We start from the raw sequence: 20,600 nt of genomic DNA, 5'->3' as shown, positions 1-20,600 counted from the left end.
GTGCTCCTGCCGACGTTTGCTCCTCATAAGAACCCCACGGTGGGACGGCGGATGGGCGGGCATTCTCATCGAGACGGTGTCCGCGTTCTTCATAGCGTTCGCGCCGGACTGGGAATCCGGGATCCTGTTGTCGCCGTTGGTCGCCGTGCTGATGCTGATGACGGCGTACTTCACCAGCCCGTATCTGAGATTCGGCGACAAGGTCGTCGCGTTCTCCACAGTGGATGCCGGAGCTGGCCCCAAGGATGCGGCCTTCACGTTCGGTTGCGCGACGGCAACTTCCGCAGTTCATCATCGTGTCGATCATCACGCTGGGCGTGTTCACGGTGCTGTACCTCGGCGGCTACGCGGTGGGAGCAGCGCGCGTAGCGATACACCGTTGAGTGCTCTAAGCGGCCGTTGACCGAGGAGGGAACTCCGCACCGGCACTGATCGCGTCACGGTAGGCAAGCACGCGGCCGGGAATCGTGGACAACACCGCGATGGTGCGACCATCACGGCCGTAGGCTGCAGTGAACTCCCACTCGTCCGGGCGCCCCTCGACTACGGTGAAGGCATCGTAGTCGGTTGTCACACCGAGCATCTGGAGCTTGACGTCGTACTGGTCGGACCAGAAGTACGGCAATTCGTCGTAGGTGTCGGCGTTCCCCGGCCCGGCCAGCAACGTCCGCGCGGCGGCCTCGCCCTGGCGACCGGCGTGGTCCCAGTGCTCGATGCGTAGATACCGCTCATAGCGCGGATGCCACCAGCGCGCGACGTCACCGGCGGCGACGATGCCGCTGCCGCCCTCGACGGCTCCAGTCGCGTCGCACACGACGCCGTCGTCGATCCGCAGTCCGGAGCCGTCGAGCCACTCGGTCGCAGGGGTGACGCCCAGGCCGACGATGACTAAATCGGCCGCAAGCTGTGAGCCGTCGCTGAGCCGCACGCCTTCGACGCGTCCATTACCTATGAAGGCCTCGACGTTCACGCTAATCCTGACATCGACGCCGTGCTGCTTGTTCAATTGCGCCCAGCATGAGGCCATTTCGGCGCCTAGCGCCGACAGGAGAAGGCCGTCGCTGCGTTCGATCAGAGTGACGTCGAGCGCGAGCATCCGGCATGTCGCCGCGACCTCGGCGCCGATGAACCCGCCGCCGACCACCACCACGCGGGGACGGTCGGCAAGTCGTTCGCGGATCGCGAGGCAGTCGTCGACCGTGCGCAACAGCATGACCCCGTCGGGCACCTCGCCCGGCCACGAGCGCGGGGTGGCGCCGGTGGCGATGACGAGGCCATCGTAATGCAGCGACAGTGGCGTGCCGTCGTCGTCGAAGTCGACCGTGTGCGACGACGGATCCAGGCTGCGTGCCGACGCACCGCGCAGGACGCGAGCGTCAAGATCGAACTGCGGAGCCAAGTCGATTCCGGCGCGCTGGATCTGGCCGCTGAGCAGCTTCTTCGACAGCGGTGGACGGTGGTACGGGGCGTGCCATTCGTCGCCGACAATCGTCAGAGCGCCGTCATAGCCCTCCTTTCGGAGCGTTTCCGCGGCGCGCATCCCCGCGATCCCCGCCCCGACGACAACGACGTCGCGAAGGTCGGTAGGCATGCAGCTAGTCCTCCACCGTGATGGCCTGCGTGGGACACGACACTTGCGCACCCTTGATCTGTTGACGCAGGTCGTCGCTCGGATGGTCGTCAAGCACGTGCAGGCCGTCTTCCCGGACGTCGAACACTTCGTGGCAGATGCTCATGCAGACGCCGTTTCCGTCGCAGGTGTCAAGGTCGACTGCTACTTTCATTGGGCTGCAGCCCCTTCCGTGTCGGCGATCTGCTGGCCGCTGGTCATCTCGGCGCCTTGCGGTCGTTGTCGAGCGCCTGCGCGTTCGCGCGCCGCCTTAGCGGCCGGCGAGTACTCGAGGTAGTCGATGGCCATCTGGGTGTCGGCTTCCTGGTTGGGATGATGGCTGGGCCGCAGGTAACGCAGCGGCGCGGCCAACAGCAAGCTCCACGGTCCGGGTAGCAGACCCTTGCGTGCGGACCGCGTCCAGTCACGCCAGCGCCATTTCTGGTCGATGGTTGTGTCGGCGGCCATCAGGTAGCGCGCTCCGGCGATCCACCAGCCGACGAACAGTGGTGTTGTCATCAGCATCGAGAAGGCTCGGATGACGTAGTTGCCGCTGACGTGCTGGTAGACGTCGTAGACCAGCGAGCGGTGCTCGACTTCCTCAGCGCCGTGCCAACGCAACAGGTCGAGCATCATCGGATCGGCACCGACTTCCTCGAGAGTGCGGTTCCTCAAAACCCACTGGCCCAGCATCGCGGTGAAGTGCTCGAGGGCGGCCACGTCGGCCAGCCGGCGATAGAGCCACCACCGTCGTAGCGGTGGCGGGAAGAACTTCGGCGGGTCGCCGAGCATGACCGACAGGTGGCGTCCGAGGCGGTCGGTGTAGGGCTTGGTGTCGATGCCCTGGTCGGCGAGATGGTCCAGCACTACTTGGTGTGCCCAGGCGTGCCAGGACTCCTGCTGGATGAACGGTTTGATGGCCGCCTCCAGCTCGGGGTCGTCGACCAGTGACGACGCTTCTAGAACGGCTTTGATGAAGTGGCGTTCGCCCTCCGGTAGTAAGAGGTGCAAAACGTTGATCATGTGGGTGGTGAACGGGTCGTCGGGCACCCAGTGCAGCGGTGTCTCCGACCAGTCGAAGCGGACCATGCGGCGGTACATGGGATGTCCGTCGTGATGCAGCTGGACTTCTGGCATGAACTCTCCCCGGATATGACGGCTGTCTGTCCGTCGGCTACCCGAGTTGAATGACGGTTATGCGTACCGGCGGTACTGGATTTTGAAGAGCGGGAAACAGGCCTCTTTCACAGCTTTTCGTCAGTCAGCTGCCAGGTGGTCGGGGCGGCTCAGTCCTCCGCGGAGTCTTCGTCTTCTGCCCGCGCTCCGCCGTTGAGCAGTTGTTCGAACTGCTGCTGCAACTCGGTGATGACCGAGGCGGTCATGATCGCGGTGATGACCGGGGAAATGGTGTAGCTGTCCTCGTCGTCGCGGGTCTTGCGGAGGATCTCCAGGCCGGTCAGTCGGGCTATGGCGCCGTCGATGCGCGCGGCGAACGTGACGGCGTCGCGGTCGGTGTCGTTGAGCACGCCGGAGAACAGGCCGTGCATCTCTTCGCGGCTGATCAGCACGGTCTGACCGCCGGAGGCGCGCATCATCTGCGCGAGGTGCAGAGCAAGGATCGAGTCGTAGGTGCCGAGCGGTTCGCGGCGTAGAAGCTTGATGCCCCTTGCGGATTCGTAGCGGGCTTGCTCGACGAACGCGACGTCGGTGCCGTCCACGATGCGCAGCAGCAGGTCGAGTTCCGACAGCCGGACGGACAGTGCCTTGCGGTATTCGAGGACCCAGCTGTAGACGTCGGCGTCGGCTTCGGCGCTGATGTAGCGGCGGGTGAGCAGGTGCTGCAGGGCCCAGCAGGCCCGGTCGGGCAGTTCGGAGACGTCGCCGTCGAAGCGCGGCCGCCGCTGAACCGGAGGGCGGGTGGACTGGTCGACCTGCGGGAGTTCGGAAAAAGCAGCGAAGTCGGCCTCTTGGTCGGCGGTGGTCACCTGCATTCCTCACTCTGAATTTGATCGGACGCCCCAACATAGGCCACGGTCCGGACATGCTCGGCACGCGGCGGCGCCGTGTCGACGGAGAAATCACAGGCATCGCCGGTTTGCCGACGTCAGCGGAAAGTCCGCGCTCCCAAGGCATTGCGCCAACACGGCAACGGGCTGGTGCCGCTGTGAAACCTGGGACGGGTGGTGTTGCTGGATGAGGTTTCTCCGGTGAGTGTCGTTGCGCCAGATTTGTGTACCGCGAGAACTACCATGCGGTGATGGGCACCGACGTCGACCTGCTAAAACACCCGGTGGTATCCGCCGCCGTCGGTGCGGCGGCGATGGCGGTCGGGGCCGCGGAGGCCGCTTATCGAGTGGCGGAGAAGGTGCCGGTGTTCGGGCCGTTGATGCGGCGCGGCGTCGGCGGCCTGTCCGAGCGGGGCGACCAGTGGGTGACCCAGACCGCCGACCAATTCAAGGCGCTGGTGGCCGCGGTCGCGGTCAGTCTGGTGGACCTGGTTCTCGACGAGATGGATCTGAACGCCGTCGTGCGCGAGCGAGTGGACATCGACGTGCTGGCCGCCGATCTCGACGTCGACGCGGTGATCAACCGGATTGATCTGATTGCCCTGGCCGACAAGGTGATTGAGGGCGTAGATCTGTCGGCGATCATCCGCGAATCGACCAATTCGATGACCGCCGAGGTGATGACCGACGTGCGCACGCAGGGAGCGCCGACGACGCCGTGGCGGGAATCGTCAATCGCATGCTGGGGCGTGACCGGGACAACCGGTGACCTCATCGGAACCCGACGATGGTCGGGCGGCCGGGATCATCACCCGGGGATTGGCGGCGGTCATTGACCTGGTGGTGGTGCTCCTCATCATGGGCGCGATGTACGCAGGCCTGGTTCTACTGAGGCTGGTCTACTCGCCGACGGCGTTCAGCCTGCCGTCGCTGAACGCCGTGTTCTCGACGGTGGTGACATTTGCCGTCGCGGTGTTGTATCTGACGGGATGCTGGACGGTCTCCGGATCGACCGCGGGCGCAGTGACGATGGGCCTGCGGGTGGCCGGGTTGCGGTCGCCGCGACTGAACCTGTTCGTTGCTGTACTTCGCGCGATCTGCTGTGTGCTCCTCCCGATCGGCCTGCTGTGGGTCGCGGTCGACCGTCAGCGAAGGTCGTTGCAGGACATCGTCTTCCGGACGCGGGTGATCTACTCGAAGAGAGCACGGTGACGACAGCCGACGGCTCAATTGGTCTGGGTGCGGTCGTCCACCGTTTCATGTCGGTGGGAGAACAGCCGCCATTGGACCTGTATCGCAGCGAAGAGGAACGCCGTGCTGATGCCGAACAGCAATACACCGTTCACCGCTTGAAGCGCGCTCAACATCTGAAACCGGGCGGGCACCGTCAATCCCGGTACATCGAACGTGGTCATGGTGGCCAACGCGTACACGGAGGCGTCCCTCACCGAGTCGAGGGCCCCGACGCCCCAATATGCCAGTGCCCACAGGAAGCCCTCCAGCCCGTGCAGGGCGGCCAAGATCAGCGCGACGGCGCCGATGTGGCCGATCATGGTCGGGACCGCCCGCAGCCGCCCGGCCGTGTGCTTGTCGACACGGCGCCGAATTCTGGTTTCCAGACCGAAGGCCATCACCACCACGGCGGTGGTGTGGATCGCGATGGTCAGGACGATCAGCGCAAGGCCCACGCTCCAACTCGCAAGATCCACCCATCTTCCCTACCACCGCCCAGCTGAGCGGACGGCCGATTCGGCAGCCTCGGGGCGACTATGGGCGTGTACTGGCGGGTATCCGGCCGGAGGTTTCGACGTAGGGAGGATAAGACGTGGGCGACTTTGGGATAGCGGGTCTCTGGGTGCTTCTGGCCCTGTCCCTTGTCGCGGCGGTAGTGATCGCGGTCGGCGCCATATGGCTGGCGCATTGCACGCTGCCCGACCCGGTGAGTGAAGGGCACAACGGAGCGTTGTCGCCGTTTCTGACCTGCGTCGGCCTGGTGTATGGCGCGCTGCTGGGATTCGTCATCGTGGTCGCGTGGGAGCAGTTCTCCTCCGCGGAGGCCAATGTGTCCAACGAGGCGTCGACGTTGATCACGATGTACCGGCAGACCGTCGGCATGCCGGTGCCGGAACAGAACGACATGCGGTTGCTGCTGCGCAAGTACACCGACGCGGTCGCGGGCCCGGAATGGCAGAGCGCGATACGCGCCCGCACCGGAACCGAAGGCGCGCGAGACGCACTCAACGACATGTACCGACTGCTCGGCAGCGAGAAGTCCAGTGTCTCGACGAGCCCGATCAGTCAGAAGTTCTTAGACCAGTTGGGCACGTTGGCATCGCAGCGCAATCAGCGAATCCTCGACGCCAAGCCGCGGATACCGGGCTTGCTGTGGACGGGACTGCTCTTCGGCGGTGTCGTGCTGCTGGGGCTCGGCGGCTTCATGCGGCTGGGCAGTACACGGGCGCACGTCGGGCTGCTGAGCGCAGTCGCCGTGCTGCTCGGCCTGCTGCTGTTCGTGGTGTTCTGGCTCGATCATCCGTTCGGCAACTATTTGGGTGTCACGTCCGAACCGTTCGAGCAGTCGCTGGTTGTCTTCGACTCCATCGATCGCGGGACATGACCCTGTGCTGGCCGCTACTTCGCGAGGAGGTAGTGGTACAGCTCGAACGACGCCTGCTCGACCCAGCCGCGCTGCAGCTTTCCGCCGTCTACGGTCCAGACGGCGGTGCCGGTGAGCGCGATCGGCTTGCCGTTGGGTTCGGTGCCGAGGATGCCGTTGTTGCTCCCGGTCAGGACCCATCGGGAAGTGACGCGGGTGCCGTCCTCGTCTTGAAAGGTCTCGATGGTCTCGACGTGCAGGTCGTCGACGTGGTCGAGGAACTGCTTGACCCAGTTCTTGGTGTTGTCCTTGCCAGCGATTTCCTGGCCGCCTGCCTCGATGACGACGTCATCGGCGACGAACTTGTCGACGGCATCGGGGTCGTGCGCGTTCCAGACCTCATCCCAGAAGGCGTCGACAATCATGGTTGACCGCATGGTCCAACGATCCCCCTGTCCTACGGCCGCCGTGGGGGATTCGCCACATGCGGTCGTGAAACGGCCTGAAAACAACTCTGTACGAGGTGGTTTCGCACAGCCTGCCCTTGCATGAAATGCATCCGCCAATCTCGGGTAATCGTGCTGGGTGGATGGCACCCTAAGTCCTATGAAGCGAGTGGCGATCGCGCTTGCCTCGGCGGTTCTCTTGGTCGTCGCGTGCGCAAACGGGCCCGAATCCATCGGTCAGCCGTCCAGCGGCGGACCCGAGGACATCGCGACCAACCTCGATGTGCCTTGGGGAATCGCGTTCCTGCCCGACGGCAGCACACTGATCGCCGAACGCGACAGCGGCGCGATTCAGCGCATGACGCGACCTGGTGCCGTCACGACCGTCGGGGCGGTGCCGGGCGTCGCGGCCCGCGGCGAAGGTGGCCTGCTCGGCTTGGCCACAGCGGGTCAAACGGTGTTCGCCTACCTCACCACCGGGCAGGACAACCGCGTCGTGGCGATGCGTTTCGACGGGGGCGCCCTGAGCGAGCCGTCGCCGATCCTGACCGGCATCCCGGCGAGTTCGGTCCATGACGGCGGGCGCATCGCGTTCGGCCCGGACGGCAAGCTGTACGTGACGACCGGCGAAAGCGGCGATCCCGGCATCGCCCAGGACCGTTCATCGCTGGGCGGCAAGATTCTTCGGATCAACCCCGACGGCTCGATCCCACCCGACAATCCGGACCCCGCCTCGCCGGTGTGGTCGTTCGGGCACCGCAATATCCAAGGGCTGGCGTGGGATTCGGCCGGGCGCCTGTGGGTGACGGAGTATGGTGCGGACCGGGTGGACGAACTCAACTTGATCCAGCGCGGCGGCAATTATGGATGGCCGATGGCCGAAGGCCGCGCGGACACCCCGGGGCTGATCGACCCGGCGATCGAGTGGGGCACCGGCGAGGCGTCACCGTCGGGACTTGCCTACTTCGGTGGTTCCCTGTGGGTGGCGTGTCTGCGTGGTCAGCGGTTGTACCGGGTACCGGTGGGTGCCGACGGCTCGGTGGCCGATCCGACACCGTTGTTCGTCGGACAGTACGGGCGACTGCGCACTGTCGTCGCCGCACCGGACGGCGCGCTGTGGTTCACCACCAGCAACCGCGACGGTCGTGGAAGCGCTCGCGACGGCGATGACCGGATCCTGCGGTTCCAGCCCTGAGTCAATATGCGAAGTGCCCAAGTCTGAGCGACAGAGTCGCCGGCAGCGACACTGTCGCTCCAAGCTGGGCACCCAAGCACTTACCCCAGCGGCGCCAGCGGATAGATGATCTTCGCCTCCGCCGACTCGGGCGGCGCAATCGCCTTGACCTGTCCGCCCTGGATCTGCACCAGCATCGGGTTCAGCGCGGTGTTGTTGTGGAAGTGGTCACCCTCGGTGGCGAATTTGATTGGCCCGTAGAAGGTTTGAATGTCCGTCCCGGCGATCAGGTCGTTCAGCTTGCCCCGCGCATCCTCGGACAGCGACGGCGGCTGACCCAACTTCTCTACCGCGGCCTGCAGCACCAGCCCCGCGGCACTGCACCCGGCGGCGGTGTAATCCGGGGGTGACCCGTGCTGCGCCTCGAACGCCTTCGCGTAGTCGCCCGCCGAGCCGAACAGGTCGTCCTTGAACTTCGCGGACGGCAACCAGACCGAGATTCCCATCACCCCGTCGGCTTGCCTGCCAAGCGCTTTCGCGAACGAGGCGTCGGTGATTCCGTAGTGCTCGATGATCGCCTTCGGGGTGTAGCCGGTCGCGGCCATCGCCTTCACGAAGTCGACCAGCAGGACGTCGTGCCCGCCGACCGCCACGATGTCGGGTTTCTGCGCCGCCACCACTTGGGCGACCGGGGCCAGGTCGGCGTTGGGCGGGAACAGCGAGAAGTGCAGCACGTTGAGCTTGGCCGCCTCGGCGCCCGACCGGAAGCCCTGCGCGGTGTCGTCGGAGAACGGTTCGTTGGCGCCGACCACGGCCGCCGAGACCGGCTTGGGATTCGCGGTGTCCACAATCGACTGGATCGAGCGGGCCGCGGTGGTGTCGACCGCGGGAATGACGCCAAAGGTGAACGCCGGCTGCTTTTTCCAAACCCCGGGCGACTCCGCCGACCCAGCGATGCACGGCACCCGGTACTTCGCGCAGATCGGGTCCATGGCCAGCTGCACACCACTGGTGTACGCGCCGAACATGGCGTTCACACCCTCCTGCGTGGCCAGCCGCGACGCCGCGTCGGCGCCGGTGGCGGGATCGCTCTTGCAGTCCTGCACTACCAGGTCGACTTGGTACTTCTTGTCGCCGATCGCCAGTCCACCGGCCTTGTTCACCGCGTCGGCCCACATCTGGTATCCGCGCTGGGCGATCTGCCCACCGGTCGCCGACTCACCGGACAGTTCGAGCACGGCGCCGACCTTGAACTTGTCGGTCGCCCCGCCGCCTCCGCCCTGCTGCTCGCCACCGCACGCGGCGAGCAGGCTCGGGCCTGCCACCACGCCGCCCGCCACCAGCCCGGCTCGGGTCAGAAAGCGTCGACGATTGATGTTGTGGGACATAATCATTCCTTTCCGGTTGCCCGACCTCCGAGATAGAGATGCATCAGCTCGCGGTCGTCTTCCACGTCGGCGGGCGTGCCGTCGAACCGGTTCTGCCCGCCCACCAGGACGTACAACCGGTCGGCCACCCGCAACGCCTCGCGGATGTTCTGCTCGATCATGATCACGCCCACCCCGCGGCGGGCCAGTTCGGCCGCACGGACCAGGACGTCGCCGACGAGCTTGGGCGACAGCCCGGCCGACGGCTCATCGAACAGCAGAAACCGCGGATTCAGCACCAGCGCACGGGCAATCGACAGGATCATCTGCTCACCGCCGGACAGCTGGCCGGCCTGCACGTCATTGCGCTCGCGCAGGCGCGGAAACGCTTCCAGCAGCTCATCGATGCGCCGATCCAGTTGCTTGCGGTCGCGGATCGTGTAGCCGCCGATGCGCAGGTTGTCACGCACCGAGAGTCGCGGGAACACGCCGCCGCCCTGCGGCATCATCGCCAGCCCGCGGCCCAGCGTGCGGTGCGACGGCAGATGGGTGAGGTCGTCGCCGTCCAGCGTGACCCGGCCCGCCCACGGGTCGATCACGCCCACCATCGCCTTGAGCAGGGTGCTCTTCCCGCAGCCGTTCGGCCCGAAAATACAGGTGACCTCGCCGGTGCGGGCCGTCATCGACACCTGGTGCAGCACCTGCACACCGTCATATCCGGCGTCGAGGTCCTCGACGGTCACGACGCTGTCCGGGCGGTCACTCATCCGCGGACACCCCCAGATAGGCCTCCATCACATGCGGGTCGTGCGAGATCTCGTCAAAGCTGCCCTGCGCCACGATCTTTCCGGCGTCCATCACGATGATCCGGTCGCAGATGTCCTGCGCGAGCTCCATGTCGTGCTCGATCACCAGGAACGTGGTGCCCGCATCGCGCAGGGTGCGGATGGCGCCCAGCATGATCTGACGCAGGCGCGGATGCACGCCGGCGGCGACCTCGTCGAGCAGCGCGACCTTCGGCTTCTGCATCAGCACCCGGCCCATCTCGAGTAGCCGCTGCTGGCCGCCGGACAGGCTTCGCGCGAGGTCGTCGGCGACGTGGGTGAGTTCCAGTTGCTCCAAGACCGCGTCGGCGTCGTCGCGGGCGTTGGTCCAGTCGAACTGCACGGCGGCGGTCCAAAGGTTCTCCCGCACAGTCATATTGACGAACAGGGCGGGAATCTGGAAGGTGCGGCCAAGGCCGGTGCGGGCGATCTTGTAGGGGGCGAGCCGGGTGACGTCGCGGCCGAACAGCGTGATGCGGCCGGCGTCAGGTTTCAGCGCGCCGGTGAGCAGATTGAACAGCGTGCTCTTGCCGCTGCCGTTGGGGCCGATGACGCCGACGATCTCGGACTGCTCGACATCGAACGAGACACCGTCGACGGCGTGGATGCCGCCGAACGAGCGCGACAGGTTCTGCACCGCCAGCACCGTCATGGGCTGGTCTCCTGCGGGGCTTTCTGGCGGGGCGCGAGGTCGTCGCGGGCACGGCCAAGCAGTTGACGTACCAGGCGCATTCGTCGGGCGCGCCGCGCAAGGCTGACCAGCCCGTCGGGCAGGAACAGCACGACCGCCATCACCAACGCTCCGACAATCATGATGTAGGCGGTCGTCGAGCCGTAGCTGACGCGCATCTGTTCCTCGAGCAGGAACATGGCGGTGGCGCCGAGCGCAGGCCCCCAGATGTGGCCGAGGCCGCCGACGAGCACCATCACGACCAGTTGGTCGGTGATCAGGGTGTTCAGCACGCTGGCCGGGTTGATGAAGGTGATCCAGTAGGCATTGATGCCGCCCAGCACGGCGGGGATGACGGCGCTCAGTACGAACGCGAAGATCTTGACCATCGTGGTGTTGATGCCCTGCGCGCGGGCGGCGATCTCGTTGTCGCGCACCGCCTTTACCTGGAAGCCGAACCGGGACCGTTCCAGCAGCAGGTAGCACACGGCGTAGGCGACGGCTGCGGCGCCGAGCATCGTGTAGAAGAAGAAGTTGTCGTTGGAGCGGATCGGCGTGGTCAGTCCGCGGGAGCCGCCGGTGAAGTCGACGACGGTGGTGAGCTGTCGGATCGCCTCGGCCAGCGCCCACGTCGCGATGGCGAAGTAGGCGCCCTTCAGCCGAAGCGTTGGCCAACCGACCAGCGCGGCGACAGCGCCTGCGATGACGGCGGCGACCGGAAGTGTCGCCCAGAAGTTCCAGTCGTAGTCGGGTTGCATCAGGATCGCCGTGGTGTAGGCGCCGATGCCGAAGAACGCGACATGGCCGAAGCTGATGTAGCCGGCGTACCCGCAGATCACGTTCCAGGACAGGGCGATTCCGGCCCACAGCGCGACGCCGGTGGCGATGCGGACGTAGTAGGGCGACGTCATCATGGGAAGCAGAGCCATCACCGCGACGACGACGGCGAGCACGCCGAGGTTGAGGAACGGATTGCCTCCGGAGGCGGGCTTGCTCATCCCAGCCCCCGTCGTGAGATGCCTTGTGGGAACAGCAGTAGCGCGACGAACAGCACGCCGAAGACCACCAGCAGGGTGTAGTCGGCGCCCACATAGGTGGTGACCAACGACTGCAGTACGCCGAGGAACACGCCGGCGGCCATCACGCCGAGCGCCGAGCCGAGCCCGGCCAGCACCACGACGAAGAACGCGAAGAGGGTGTAGCGCAGGCCGACCTCTGGGGTCATCGCGTAGATGGCGCCGAGCAGTGCGCCGGCCATCGCGGTGAGGCCGACGTAGAGGGCGTACACCAGGCTGCTGATCCGCTTGACATCGATGCCCATCAGCCCGGCGTTGTCTTTGCTCTGCGCGGTGGCGCGGATCGCGAGACCGGTGCGGGTGTAGAACAGGAACGCCAGAAACAGGCCGGTGGCAATGACGGCGAAGGCGAACCCGGCGACCCGGATCGCGGGTGCGGTGATGCCGAATAGCTCGACGTTGCCGGGGAAGAATGCGGTGTGCACGGTGCGCGGCGTGTAGCCGAACGCGGTGAGCAGGCCGCCGCGGATCAGGGTGGCCAGGCCGAAGGTGAAGGCCAGGCCCATCAGCGCGGGCAGCGCGTACTTGCTGGTGCGGACCCGGTAGATCAGCGGCGCGATGAGCCAGCCGACGATCCCGAACACGATGAAGATGACCGGGAGCAGCAGGAACGCGTCAACGCCCAGCTTGTCGCTGGCCACGACCGCGGCGAACGCGCCGATGACCACCCACATGCCGACGGCGAGGTCGACGACGTCGAGGACGCCGAACGACAACGAAAAGCCGATGCTGATGGCGACGTACAGACCGCCGATGAGAATTCCGCCGACAAGCGCTTGCGCGAGTTCGGTCACTGCATCCTCTCGGCTGAGCGGTCAGACTGCTCGGAGCGTGTCCGGGCCGTGAGATTGTCAACCATAAAACAATCGAATTGGGCGCGGGTGGCTTTCGAGATCACGGTTCCGCATCCAGCGTCGGGGAATTGCTGCCCGGGACCCGGATGATTTGCGGGCAGCTCTGTTGAAAACGCGTGTCGAGTAACGACATTGGGTAGAGGGTTGAAGGATGAAAGTGACGGCGCAGGCAGATCTGGTGTGCGAGGGCGGCGGCGTGCGAGGCATCGGCTTGGTCGGGGCGGTGCATGCGCTGGTGGCCGCTGGATATGGGTTTCCGCGGGTCGCAGGATCCAGTGCGGGTGCGGTTGTCGCCTCCATGGTGGCGGCGCTTCAGGCGGCTGGGGAACCGTTGTCGCGACTCGACGAGCTGGCGCAGAGTATCGACTATTCGAAGTTCGCCGACCCGACTCTGCTCGCGCGGATACCGATCGTGGGCCCGGCGCTGTCGCTCGTGGCGAGGGATGGGCTGTACAAGGGCGACTACCTGGAGAACTTGCTGACCGGGCTGCTCGGCGATCTCGGGGTGCACACGTTCGGTGACTTGCGCACCGGCGAGCAGGCGCAGCAGTACGCGTGGTCGCTGGTGGTCACCGCCAGCGACCTGTCGCGGCGCAGATTGGTCCGCATTCCGTGGGATCTGCCGAATTACGGCGTGGATCCCGATGAGTTCTCGGTGGCGAAGGCGGTGCGCGCCTCGTCGGCGGTGCCGTTCGTGTTCGAACCGGTGCGGGTCAGCGGTGCGACGTGGGTGGACGGGGGACTGCTGTCGAATTTTCCTGTGCAGTTGTTCGACACCGGCAACGCGCCGCGATGGCCGACGTTCGGTATTCGACTGTCCGCGCCGCCGGGAAGGCCGCCGACGCATCAGATCCGGGGTCCGCTGTCGCTGGCGTTCGGGGCGTTGGAAACGCTGATCAGCGATCAGGACGCGGCCTATGTCGATGACCCGTGCACGGTTCGACGCACCATCTTCGTTCCCGCCGAGTCGGTCGGCTCGCTGGATTTCGACATCAGCGCGCAGGAGCGCGACGCGCTGTACAACCGCGGGGTGCACGCCGCCGAAGACTTCTTGGCGTCCTGGGACTACGCCGAATACCTGCGGGCGTGCCGCGGCGGTTCAGCGCCTGCGACGGAGGTGTGACGGTCTCGGAATAGATTGCGGCTCAATAGGCTCTGGACGCTGCAGCTGCCGGCGTGCTCGCATAGTCCCTCTTCATCTGTTGGAGGGTTACGTGCTGGCTCCGGCGAGGGTGGTGATGGGTTCGGTGAATGTCAAACGGGGCACGGCGATTTCGCGGTCGCGGCCGTCGAGTGAGCGGAAGCGCACGGTGGCCGACTCGGCCGTGTCGGCGTTGGGCTGTTTGAGCGCCCAGGACCAGAGCACGATGACGTGGCCGAGGTAGGCGGTGTCGAGCATGGCGACGGCGTCGGGCAGCGTGACGGGGCCGCGTGTGATGGTGTGGTTGAGCATGTCGGACATGGCGGGGGCGTCGACCTGGGTGGTGAGGGCGGCGAAGCTGGTGAGGTCGACGTCGGTGTTGCCGGGTTTGGCGGGTTTGGGGTTGGACAGGTCGCCGATGCGGAAGCCGAGGGCGCCAATGGAACTGATGTTGTGACGGGCCAAGGGGACGTCGATGTCGAGGCGGGAGTCGGTGAAGCTCGACTTGAGCAGGGCGCGGGCGGCGGCGATGGCGTCGTTGAGTTGGCGGGCCACGCCGCGGCTTTGTTCCATGGTGCCGAAGGCGGTGAAGCGTTTGACGCGTTGGGCGCAGCGCTGCTGGATGCGTTCGACTTCGTCGATCTGGTGGCCGACGAGTTCGAAGAAGCCGGCCATGACTTTGCGCAGGGCTGGGTCGAGGCCGGGTAGGGCTTGGGCGACGGCGGCGACGTCGGTTTCGAATTCGGCGCGTTGGTCGGGGTCGTTGATCATGCGCAGGAAGGCGCGGTGGGAGTTGCGGCCTTTCGAGTTCCAGGCGGCTTGGTAGTCGGTGTACATCTGGCGCTGGCGGTCGCGGTAGGCGGTGTTGGTGTCGATGGGTTCGTCGAGGGCGGCGGTGGCTTGTTCGATCATGGTGCCGTATTGGCCGATGTCGGTGATGAGGCGTTCCATGTGCAGGGCGATGGCGCGGGCTTCGTCGTAGCAGTCGGTGACGTCGGGTGCCGGGCGTTGGCCGGCGTCGAGGGCGTCGAGTTCTTCGTGGAGGGCGGCGATTTCGGCTTCGATGTGTTTGCGGATGCGGGCGGGGTCGTTGTCGACTTTGACGGCGACGTGCTTGAGGCGCGCGGCGATGCCGGTGATGGAGCCGCCGGTGGCGATGGTGTCCTGGCGGCGCATGCCGCGCAGGAAGTCGAGTGCCCGGCGGGCGTCTTGGGTGAGGTAGCAGACATTTTGATCGTGGCGTTCGTCGACGATGCGGTGCAGCCAGCCCTGGGCGGCCCAGGACTTGATGAGCGCGAGGCCGGACTGGGCGTCGCCGAGGTCCTGCAGGTCGCGCTCGAGGCGGACGACGAGCTCGGTCTCGGGAATCTGCCCGTCGCTGAGGTGACGCTCCATGAGCGTGGCGTAGAGGCTGAGGTTCGTGGTGGCGAGCAGGCGGATCGCGCGGGAGCCCTGCAGGTCGCGATTCAGCTCGAGCAGGTCAGCCGCTGCTGAGTTGTCGTTCACCTACGTCCCCTATTCAGTGCGTCATCCGGAGGACCCAACATAGGCGACGGCCGCGACATCGTCGGCGGCGTTAGGTTCGTGTCGGCCGGGATTTCGTCATCGCCGGCCGCCGGTGTGAGCGCTGTGGCCCATGGTGCGTTCGGCGCCAGAGATCCCTGCCCCCAGCATGCTGCCGGATCGACGGGAAACGCTCCACGGAAAGGTGCAGGTGTATCGTTCAAGTAGTTGGGAACCCAGCTAGTCCGGGATGAGTCTGCCGCGCCTTTGTCGCTGCTGACCGCACCGAGCATCCGCTCACGCTGGACACGCAGGTAGCAACCTCCAGTTGGGATCACAGTGAGCACCCAGTCCACCCTTCCATCGTTGGCGTATCCCTCTGTGCGCCAACACTTCTCCACGGCGCCGCGGTTCGGCATTCTCAGCACGTATCCTCCGACGCCGTGTGGGCTGGCCACATTCACCGCGGCCCTGGCCAAGGGATTGACCGCCAACGGCAGCGGCGTCAGCATCGTGCGCCTCTCCGACGGCACGCCGTCGGAGAGCACCTGCGTGGTCGGGGAAATGGTCAACGGTTCACCGGCATCGGTGGGCGAATGCGTCGAGTTGCTGAATCAGAGTCACGTCGCGGTGATCCAGCACGAGTACGGCATCTACGGAGGTGTCGACGGAGACGAAATCGTCGACGTCATCGACGGGCTGCGCGTCCCGTCGATCGTGATCGCCCATACCGTTCTGGAAAACCCGACGCCACACCAGCGTTCGGTGCTGGAGGAAGTGGTCGCGCGGGCAGATCAGACAATCGTGATGTCGGAAGCGGCCAGCAGGCGGCTCCGGTCCGGTTTCGACGTCGATTACCGCAAGGTCACCACCATCCCGCACGGGGCAACCATCCCAGCCAACTTCGCCTGCGTCCGAAGCGGTCGGCCGACGCTGTTGACCTTGGGCCTGCTGGGCCCTGGCAAAGGCGTCGAGCGGGTCATCGACGCGATGGCGTCGCTAGACGGCCTGCCAGGTCGACCGCGGTACCTGATCGCCGGTCGAACGCACCCCAAGGTGCTTGCCGCAGACGGTGAGGCCTACCGCGATGCACTGAGGGAACGGGCGCGCCGCCGCGGCGTCGCCGATTCGGTGCACTTCGACAGTGGTTACCGCAGCGTTGCGATGCTGACCTCGCTGATTCAGTCGGCGGCGGTCGTGGTGCTGCCCTATGACTCGACCGATCAGGTCACCTCGGGTGTTCTGGTCGACGCCGTCGCGAGCGGCAGGCCGGTGGTGGCAACCGCATTCCCGCACGCCGTTGAGTTGCTCGGTAGCGGAGCAGGCATCGTCGTCGGGCATGACGACCCGGATGGCCTGGTATCGGCCCTGCGCCGGGTACTGACACAACCGCGCCTCGCCGGGGCGATGGCGGCCGAGGCCCGGCGACTGGCACCTGAGATGGCATGGTCGGTTGTCGCGCGCGCCTATCAAGGGCTCGCGCACGAAGCTCTCGGCCGGCGACGGGCTGGGATATGACCGCGGCCCCGGTTTTCGACCATTTGCTGCGGATGACCGACCACCGCGGCACCTTTGAGCACGCCTGTCTCAGCGAACCTCGGCTCGAGCACGGCTACTGCACCGACGACATGGCCCGTGTGCTTGTGGTCGCCACCCGACAACCCGATGCCGATGGCCTCGTCAACGGCCTCGCCGGGGTTGCGGTGCGGTTCTTGAACGACGCGCAGGCGTTCACCGGCGCCTGCCGCAACCGGATGGACAGAGCGGGACGGTGGATCGACGAGCCGTCAACCGGGGATCACTGGGGCAGATGCGTCTGGGGGCTCGGAACGGCCGCTGTGCACAGTGACGTCAGCCTGGTTGGCAGGTTGGCCGTCATTCAGTTGGAGCGGGCCGCGCAGGCACGGTCGACGTCGCGGCGGGCCATGGCCTACGCGGCAATTGGCGCTGCCGAGCTTCTTGCCGTCACACCCGACCACCGCATGGCGCGCGAGCTCATCACCGACTGCGCGGCAGTTCTGCCGGCGCCGAACGCCGACGCTGCGTGGCCGTGGCCCGAGGATCGCCTCGCCTACGCCAACGCCGTTCTGCCTGAGGCGATGATCGCGGCCGGCGTCACCCTCGACGACCCCGCGTTGACTCAGCGGGGTCTGGACTTGTTGGGCTGGCTGGTGGAACACGAAACATCGGACGGACATCTGTCCGTCACCCCGGTGGGTGGCAGAGCAGTCGACGACGCCCGACCCGGTTTCGACCAGCAACCGATCGAGGTGGCCACTCTGGCCGATGCGTGCGCGCGTTCTTCCGTCGTCGACGCCGGTGCGCTCTGGCCGGACACCATCCGCGCCGCAGCCGCCTGGTTCATGGGCGACAACGACGCTGGGCAACCCATGTGGGATCCGGCAACGGGCGCCGGCTACGACGGACTGCATGCCGACGGCGTCAACAGCAATCAGGGCGCGGAGTCGACCCTGGCGGTGATCTCGACGCTGCAGCACGCGCGTAGGTTATCGACTGTGCCGCAATGACTTCCATGCGGTCCGACCTGGTCACCCGCAGCCCGCAGCGGCTGGTGGCCGATCGGTCCAGAGTCATCACGAAGCTGTTCGTGCCGGGACAAGAAGGTTTCGAGAAGCAGGATTCCCGCGCCGGTGCAGTGCTGGCGCGTATCCTGGCCCTCGACGAGGACGAGGCACGAGCGTCGTTGGATGATGTCGTCACACGCTTCGACGCGCGGCACCGCGATCTGGTCGGCACCTTCCGACGGCACGCCCGTGAGATCGCCGATCGGCTCGATCCCGCCAGCTATCTGTCCGACGTGCGAATGTTGTTGCTGGGGGCGGTATTCACCAACGAGTACGCGATCGAGGGTGCCGCATTGTGCAACCCCAGCATGGTGACTCACCCAGACCAAACGGCCGTAGCGCCGGGCAGCCTGAGATTCGTGATGAGTGTGCGCGGCATCGGCGAGGGGCACATTTCGTCCATCGGCTTTCGGACCGGCGTCGTCGACGGCGGCGGAGGGATCACGCTCGAGGATCCGGGTCCCTACGCCGTAGTCGGGTCGGTCGTGCCGACCCTGCTGGACGGTGCGGTGATGCGTAGCGAACTGCGCCGGCTGCACGGGGCGGGGGAGTCCGCCGACTTCGTGCTCGACGCGCTCGGTGACCAATTCACCCGGTCCGACCTCGACGAGCAACTCGACAACCTCCAGACTCACCGAAGGACACGCGGCCATGCGGCCGAAACGATTTCACTGATCCGAAGCATCGCCGAACGGATCTACGGCGTCCAATTCGGGGACAGCGTCTCGATGTCCGAGCGCGTGCTGTGGCCGGCGATGAGCGCGGAGGCCGCGGGCATGGAGGATGCGCGGTTCGTTCGATTCGTCGATGACGACGGCTCGGTTACGTTCTATGCCAGCTACACCGCCTACAGCGGATCCCACATCAGCCAACAACTGCTGGCGACCGAGGATTTCCGGGCGTTCACCTCGACGCCGATGGTGGGCCGTGCCGCGGCCAACAAGGGCCTCGCGCTGTTTCCGCGCCGCATTGGCGGTCAGTTTGCGGCCATGTCCAGATCGGATCGCGAATCGAATTCGATTGCGTTTTCGGATCACCCGTTCGAGTGGACCGACTCGACCCCCTGCCAGCAGCCGACGCGCGCGTGGGAGGCAGTGCAACTGGGGAACTGCGGCCCGCCCATCGAAACCGAAGCCGGATGGCTGGTGCTCACCCACGGCGTCGGTCCGATGCGCACCTACCGCATCGGTGCGATCCTGCTCGATCTCGATGACCCGACGCGGATCGTCGGTCACCTTCGCGAACCGCTGCTCAGCCCCGCTGCCGATGAACAGGACGGCTACGTCCCCAATGTCGTGTATTCCTGCGGAGCGCTGGTGCACGGGGGGACGTTGGTGGTGCCGTACGGAATCGGCGATGCCGCTATCGGTGTCGCGACGGTGCCGTTGGCCGAACTGCTCGCCGCGTTCGAGTCTTGGCCCGGGATTGGCGGGAGAGTCACATGAGACGAGAGGTCGCCGCCGAACTCGAGGTCGAGATCACTGCGCCGACGACACTGGAATTTCAGATCGCGGTCGCACCCCATCCTCACGCTGCGGTGTCCGAGGAGTTGTGCTTCGTTCTGGACGGGGCGAGCGTGCAGCCGTTGGAGATCAGCGGCACACACGGAAACCGGATCCACAAGCTAGACCTTCCGGTCGGTAATCTCGTGGTGGATTACAACGCTACGATCGTCGGGCGCACCGACCCGGCGCCGGTGACCGAGTATGACCTGTCGATGTACCTGCGTCCGAGTCGCTACGCGGAAGCGGACAAGTTCTATGGCTTCGCCTCAACGGAATTCGGAAACTACGCCGATTCGGCGACCCTGTTGGAAAAGGTGTCGTCCTGGGTGGGCACCCGGCTGAACTACGTGCCGGGGTCCAGCGATCCGATCGACGGCGCAGTGGACACCCTTCTAGCCGGTGCAGGGGTGTGTAGGGATTACGCGCATCTGGTGGTGGCGTTGTTGCGTGCCGTGAATGTGCCGGCGCGGGTCGTCTCCGTATACGCACCGGGATTGTTGCCCATGGATTTCCATGCGGTGGCTGAGGCGTTCGTCGACGGGCAGTGGCGAGTGGTCGACGGGACTCTGCTGGCACCACGACAGTCGCTGGTGCGTATCGCGACAGGCCGCGACGCCGCAGACACCGCGTTCCTGGACAACCACAAGGGTGCGATCACGCTCAACAAAATGGGGGTGATGGCGGTCGTCGATGGCGAGCTCCCCGTGGATTCGATCGACCAACTGGTGTCGATCGGCTGACTCCATCGTCGTAGTCAAACGCGTTGGCGGAAAAGGGCGTACCGTCGGAAGTATCGGGCAGCCCGGCTTACGGGCGAACATGCTCGACTGATGAGGAAATCTGATGGCTGCGCCCACATCTTTACGCACCCCCTACGTCGAACGTCTTGAACTGGTCAGCGACACCCTTAGGGCTCACTCCCAGCTTGACGACGAGTCTGCTAACGAACTGGCCGTGCACGTACTGCACGCGCTGAACTCAATTCCCGAGAAGATGCGCTGACGATGACCGTTACCGTGACGCTCACCGGCGGCGGGACGGTCAAGTACATGCGGTCCGAAGACGCGTACGTCAAGTGCAGCGACGGCACACTCGACATCTTCAGTAGAGGTGCCAAACGATCGCAGAACTACGCGGCTGGGCAATGGGCCGACGTCGACGGTAGCGAAAAGACTTGGAAGAAGGTCCTTTTCTGGGCCAATGCGGCCCGTTCTGCCCGGCCGGGTATTCGAGAGTGAGGCGCG

General features: G+C 65.8%; 24 protein-coding genes. 12 read left to right on the top strand and 12 right to left on the bottom strand.

Features of this window, described 5'->3' with window-relative positions; genetic code table 11:
- Window positions 1–245 precede the first annotated feature (245 nt).
- Window positions 246–383, top strand: coding sequence for a hypothetical protein (locus tag ACGFK1_RS29065; protein WP_393437894.1), 138 nt, complete (start codon window positions 246–248; stop codon window positions 381–383).
- A 5-nt stretch (window positions 384–388) separates the two neighbouring features.
- On the opposite strand, the gene ACGFK1_RS29060 is transcribed toward ACGFK1_RS29065, so the two are convergent.
- From ACGFK1_RS29060 to ACGFK1_RS29045, 4 genes are all read right to left on the bottom strand, one after another.
- Window positions 389–1,591, bottom strand: coding sequence for an NAD(P)/FAD-dependent oxidoreductase (locus ACGFK1_RS29060; RefSeq protein ID WP_393437891.1), 1,203 nt, complete (start codon window positions 1,589–1,591; stop codon window positions 389–391).
- A 4-nt stretch (window positions 1,592–1,595) separates the two neighbouring features.
- Window positions 1,596–1,784 carry a ferredoxin gene (locus ACGFK1_RS29055; RefSeq protein WP_393437888.1) on the bottom strand — a complete coding sequence of 63 codons (189 nt, stop codon included), beginning with the start codon at window positions 1,782–1,784 and terminating at the stop codon, window positions 1,596–1,598.
- A complete protein-coding gene (locus tag ACGFK1_RS29050; RefSeq protein WP_393437885.1) occupies window positions 1,781–2,746 on the bottom strand; it encodes a metal-dependent hydrolase in 966 nt (321 codons plus the stop codon). The genes ACGFK1_RS29055 and ACGFK1_RS29050 overlap by 4 nt, the downstream gene beginning before the upstream one ends.
- A 149-nt stretch (window positions 2,747–2,895) precedes the next feature.
- On the bottom strand, window positions 2,896–3,600 hold the full coding sequence (locus ACGFK1_RS29045; protein WP_393437882.1) for a DUF4194 domain-containing protein: 705 nt from the start codon (window positions 3,598–3,600) through the stop codon (window positions 2,896–2,898).
- A gap of 266 nt (window positions 3,601–3,866) precedes the next feature.
- Here ACGFK1_RS29045 and ACGFK1_RS29040 point away from each other — a divergent pair, with 266 nt between their 5' ends.
- Together ACGFK1_RS29040 and ACGFK1_RS29035 are read left to right on the top strand one after the other, a co-directional pair.
- Window positions 3,867–4,451 (top strand): hypothetical protein, encoded by a 585-nt coding sequence (locus ACGFK1_RS29040; protein ID WP_393437879.1) that lies wholly within the window; start codon window positions 3,867–3,869, stop codon window positions 4,449–4,451.
- Window positions 4,435–4,827 carry an RDD family protein gene (locus ACGFK1_RS29035; protein ID WP_393437877.1) on the top strand — a complete coding sequence of 131 codons (393 nt, stop codon included), beginning with the start codon at window positions 4,435–4,437 and terminating at the stop codon, window positions 4,825–4,827. The genes ACGFK1_RS29040 and ACGFK1_RS29035 overlap by 17 nt, the downstream gene beginning before the upstream one ends.
- A gap of 14 nt (window positions 4,828–4,841) precedes the next feature.
- Here the strand turns inward: ACGFK1_RS29035 and ACGFK1_RS29030 are convergent, their stop codons facing one another.
- Entirely contained in the window at window positions 4,842–5,324 is a 483-nt protein-coding gene (locus tag ACGFK1_RS29030) for a hypothetical protein (protein WP_393437874.1), read from the bottom strand.
- A gap of 116 nt (window positions 5,325–5,440) precedes the next feature.
- Here ACGFK1_RS29030 and ACGFK1_RS29025 point away from each other — a divergent pair, with 116 nt between their 5' ends.
- Window positions 5,441–6,232, top strand: coding sequence for a DUF4239 domain-containing protein (locus tag ACGFK1_RS29025; RefSeq protein ID WP_393437872.1), 792 nt, complete (start codon window positions 5,441–5,443; stop codon window positions 6,230–6,232).
- Between the two features lie 14 nt (window positions 6,233–6,246).
- Here ACGFK1_RS29025 and ACGFK1_RS29020 read toward each other — a convergent pair whose 3' ends face one another.
- The gene (locus ACGFK1_RS29020; protein ID WP_393437869.1) at window positions 6,247–6,648 is read right to left on the bottom strand and encodes an ester cyclase; all 402 of its coding nucleotides are present in this window, start codon (window positions 6,646–6,648) and stop codon (window positions 6,247–6,249) included.
- A gap of 169 nt (window positions 6,649–6,817) precedes the next feature.
- On the opposite strand from ACGFK1_RS29020, the gene ACGFK1_RS29015 reads away from it, so the two are divergent.
- Entirely contained in the window at window positions 6,818–7,852 is a 1,035-nt protein-coding gene (locus tag ACGFK1_RS29015) for a PQQ-dependent sugar dehydrogenase (protein WP_393437867.1), read from the top strand.
- An 80-nt stretch (window positions 7,853–7,932) separates the two neighbouring features.
- Here ACGFK1_RS29015 and ACGFK1_RS29010 read toward each other — a convergent pair whose 3' ends face one another.
- From ACGFK1_RS29010 to ACGFK1_RS28990, 5 genes are read right to left on the bottom strand one after another with little or no spacing between them, the layout of a single operon-like run.
- A complete protein-coding gene (locus tag ACGFK1_RS29010) occupies window positions 7,933–9,219 on the bottom strand; it encodes an amino acid ABC transporter substrate-binding protein (RefSeq protein WP_393437864.1) in 1,287 nt (428 codons plus the stop codon).
- 2 nt (window positions 9,220–9,221) lie between these two features.
- Window positions 9,222–9,965: an ABC transporter ATP-binding protein gene (locus ACGFK1_RS29005; protein ID WP_393437861.1), complete on the bottom strand. Its 744-nt coding sequence runs from the start codon at window positions 9,963–9,965 to the stop codon at window positions 9,222–9,224.
- Entirely contained in the window at window positions 9,958–10,674 is a 717-nt protein-coding gene (locus ACGFK1_RS29000) for an ABC transporter ATP-binding protein (protein ID WP_393437859.1), read from the bottom strand. Before ACGFK1_RS29000 ends, ACGFK1_RS29005 begins: the two co-directional genes overlap by 8 nt.
- The gene (locus ACGFK1_RS28995) at window positions 10,671–11,690 is read right to left on the bottom strand and encodes a branched-chain amino acid ABC transporter permease (protein WP_393437856.1); all 1,020 of its coding nucleotides are present in this window, start codon (window positions 11,688–11,690) and stop codon (window positions 10,671–10,673) included. The genes ACGFK1_RS29000 and ACGFK1_RS28995 overlap by 4 nt, the downstream gene beginning before the upstream one ends.
- The gene (locus tag ACGFK1_RS28990) at window positions 11,687–12,562 is read right to left on the bottom strand and encodes a branched-chain amino acid ABC transporter permease (RefSeq protein ID WP_393437853.1); all 876 of its coding nucleotides are present in this window, start codon (window positions 12,560–12,562) and stop codon (window positions 11,687–11,689) included. Before ACGFK1_RS28990 ends, ACGFK1_RS28995 begins: the two co-directional genes overlap by 4 nt.
- Before the next feature lie 211 nt (window positions 12,563–12,773).
- On the opposite strand from ACGFK1_RS28990, the gene ACGFK1_RS28985 reads away from it, so the two are divergent.
- Window positions 12,774–13,745, top strand: coding sequence for a patatin-like phospholipase family protein (locus ACGFK1_RS28985; RefSeq protein WP_393437850.1), 972 nt, complete (start codon window positions 12,774–12,776; stop codon window positions 13,743–13,745).
- An 87-nt stretch (window positions 13,746–13,832) separates the two neighbouring features.
- Here ACGFK1_RS28985 and ACGFK1_RS28980 read toward each other — a convergent pair whose 3' ends face one another.
- Window positions 13,833–15,269: a DUF3375 domain-containing protein gene (locus ACGFK1_RS28980; RefSeq protein WP_393437847.1), complete on the bottom strand. Its 1,437-nt coding sequence runs from the start codon at window positions 15,267–15,269 to the stop codon at window positions 13,833–13,835.
- A gap of 363 nt (window positions 15,270–15,632) precedes the next feature.
- On the opposite strand from ACGFK1_RS28980, the gene ACGFK1_RS28975 reads away from it, so the two are divergent.
- From ACGFK1_RS28975 to ACGFK1_RS28950, 6 genes are all read left to right on the top strand, one after another.
- Window positions 15,633–16,784 carry a glycosyltransferase gene (locus tag ACGFK1_RS28975; RefSeq protein ID WP_393437845.1) on the top strand — a complete coding sequence of 384 codons (1,152 nt, stop codon included), beginning with the start codon at window positions 15,633–15,635 and terminating at the stop codon, window positions 16,782–16,784.
- 32 nt (window positions 16,785–16,816) lie between these two features.
- The gene (locus ACGFK1_RS28970) at window positions 16,817–17,794 is read left to right on the top strand and encodes a glycosyltransferase (protein WP_393437842.1); all 978 of its coding nucleotides are present in this window, start codon (window positions 16,817–16,819) and stop codon (window positions 17,792–17,794) included.
- The gene (locus ACGFK1_RS28965; protein ID WP_393437839.1) at window positions 17,791–19,296 is read left to right on the top strand and encodes a glycoside hydrolase family 130 protein; all 1,506 of its coding nucleotides are present in this window, start codon (window positions 17,791–17,793) and stop codon (window positions 19,294–19,296) included. Before ACGFK1_RS28970 ends, ACGFK1_RS28965 begins: the two co-directional genes overlap by 4 nt.
- Complete coding sequence (locus ACGFK1_RS28960; protein ID WP_393437836.1) at window positions 19,293–20,096, top strand: transglutaminase family protein; 804 nt, start codon at window positions 19,293–19,295, stop codon at window positions 20,094–20,096. Before ACGFK1_RS28965 ends, ACGFK1_RS28960 begins: the two co-directional genes overlap by 4 nt.
- Before the next feature lie 103 nt (window positions 20,097–20,199).
- On the top strand, window positions 20,200–20,358 hold the full coding sequence (locus tag ACGFK1_RS28955) for a DUF6307 family protein (protein ID WP_393437833.1): 159 nt from the start codon (window positions 20,200–20,202) through the stop codon (window positions 20,356–20,358).
- A gap of 2 nt (window positions 20,359–20,360) precedes the next feature.
- Window positions 20,361–20,594 (top strand): hypothetical protein, encoded by a 234-nt coding sequence (locus tag ACGFK1_RS28950; protein ID WP_393437830.1) that lies wholly within the window; start codon window positions 20,361–20,363, stop codon window positions 20,592–20,594.
- The last annotated feature ends 6 nt before the right edge of the window (window positions 20,595–20,600 follow it).

It is taken from the genome of Mycobacterium sp. NPDC048908 (assembly GCF_043197955.1).
Lineage (GTDB): Bacteria > Actinomycetota > Actinomycetes > Mycobacteriales > Mycobacteriaceae > Mycobacterium.
The sequence above is the reverse complement of the archived record's forward strand: the minus strand, read 5'-3'. Positions and strand labels throughout refer to the sequence as shown.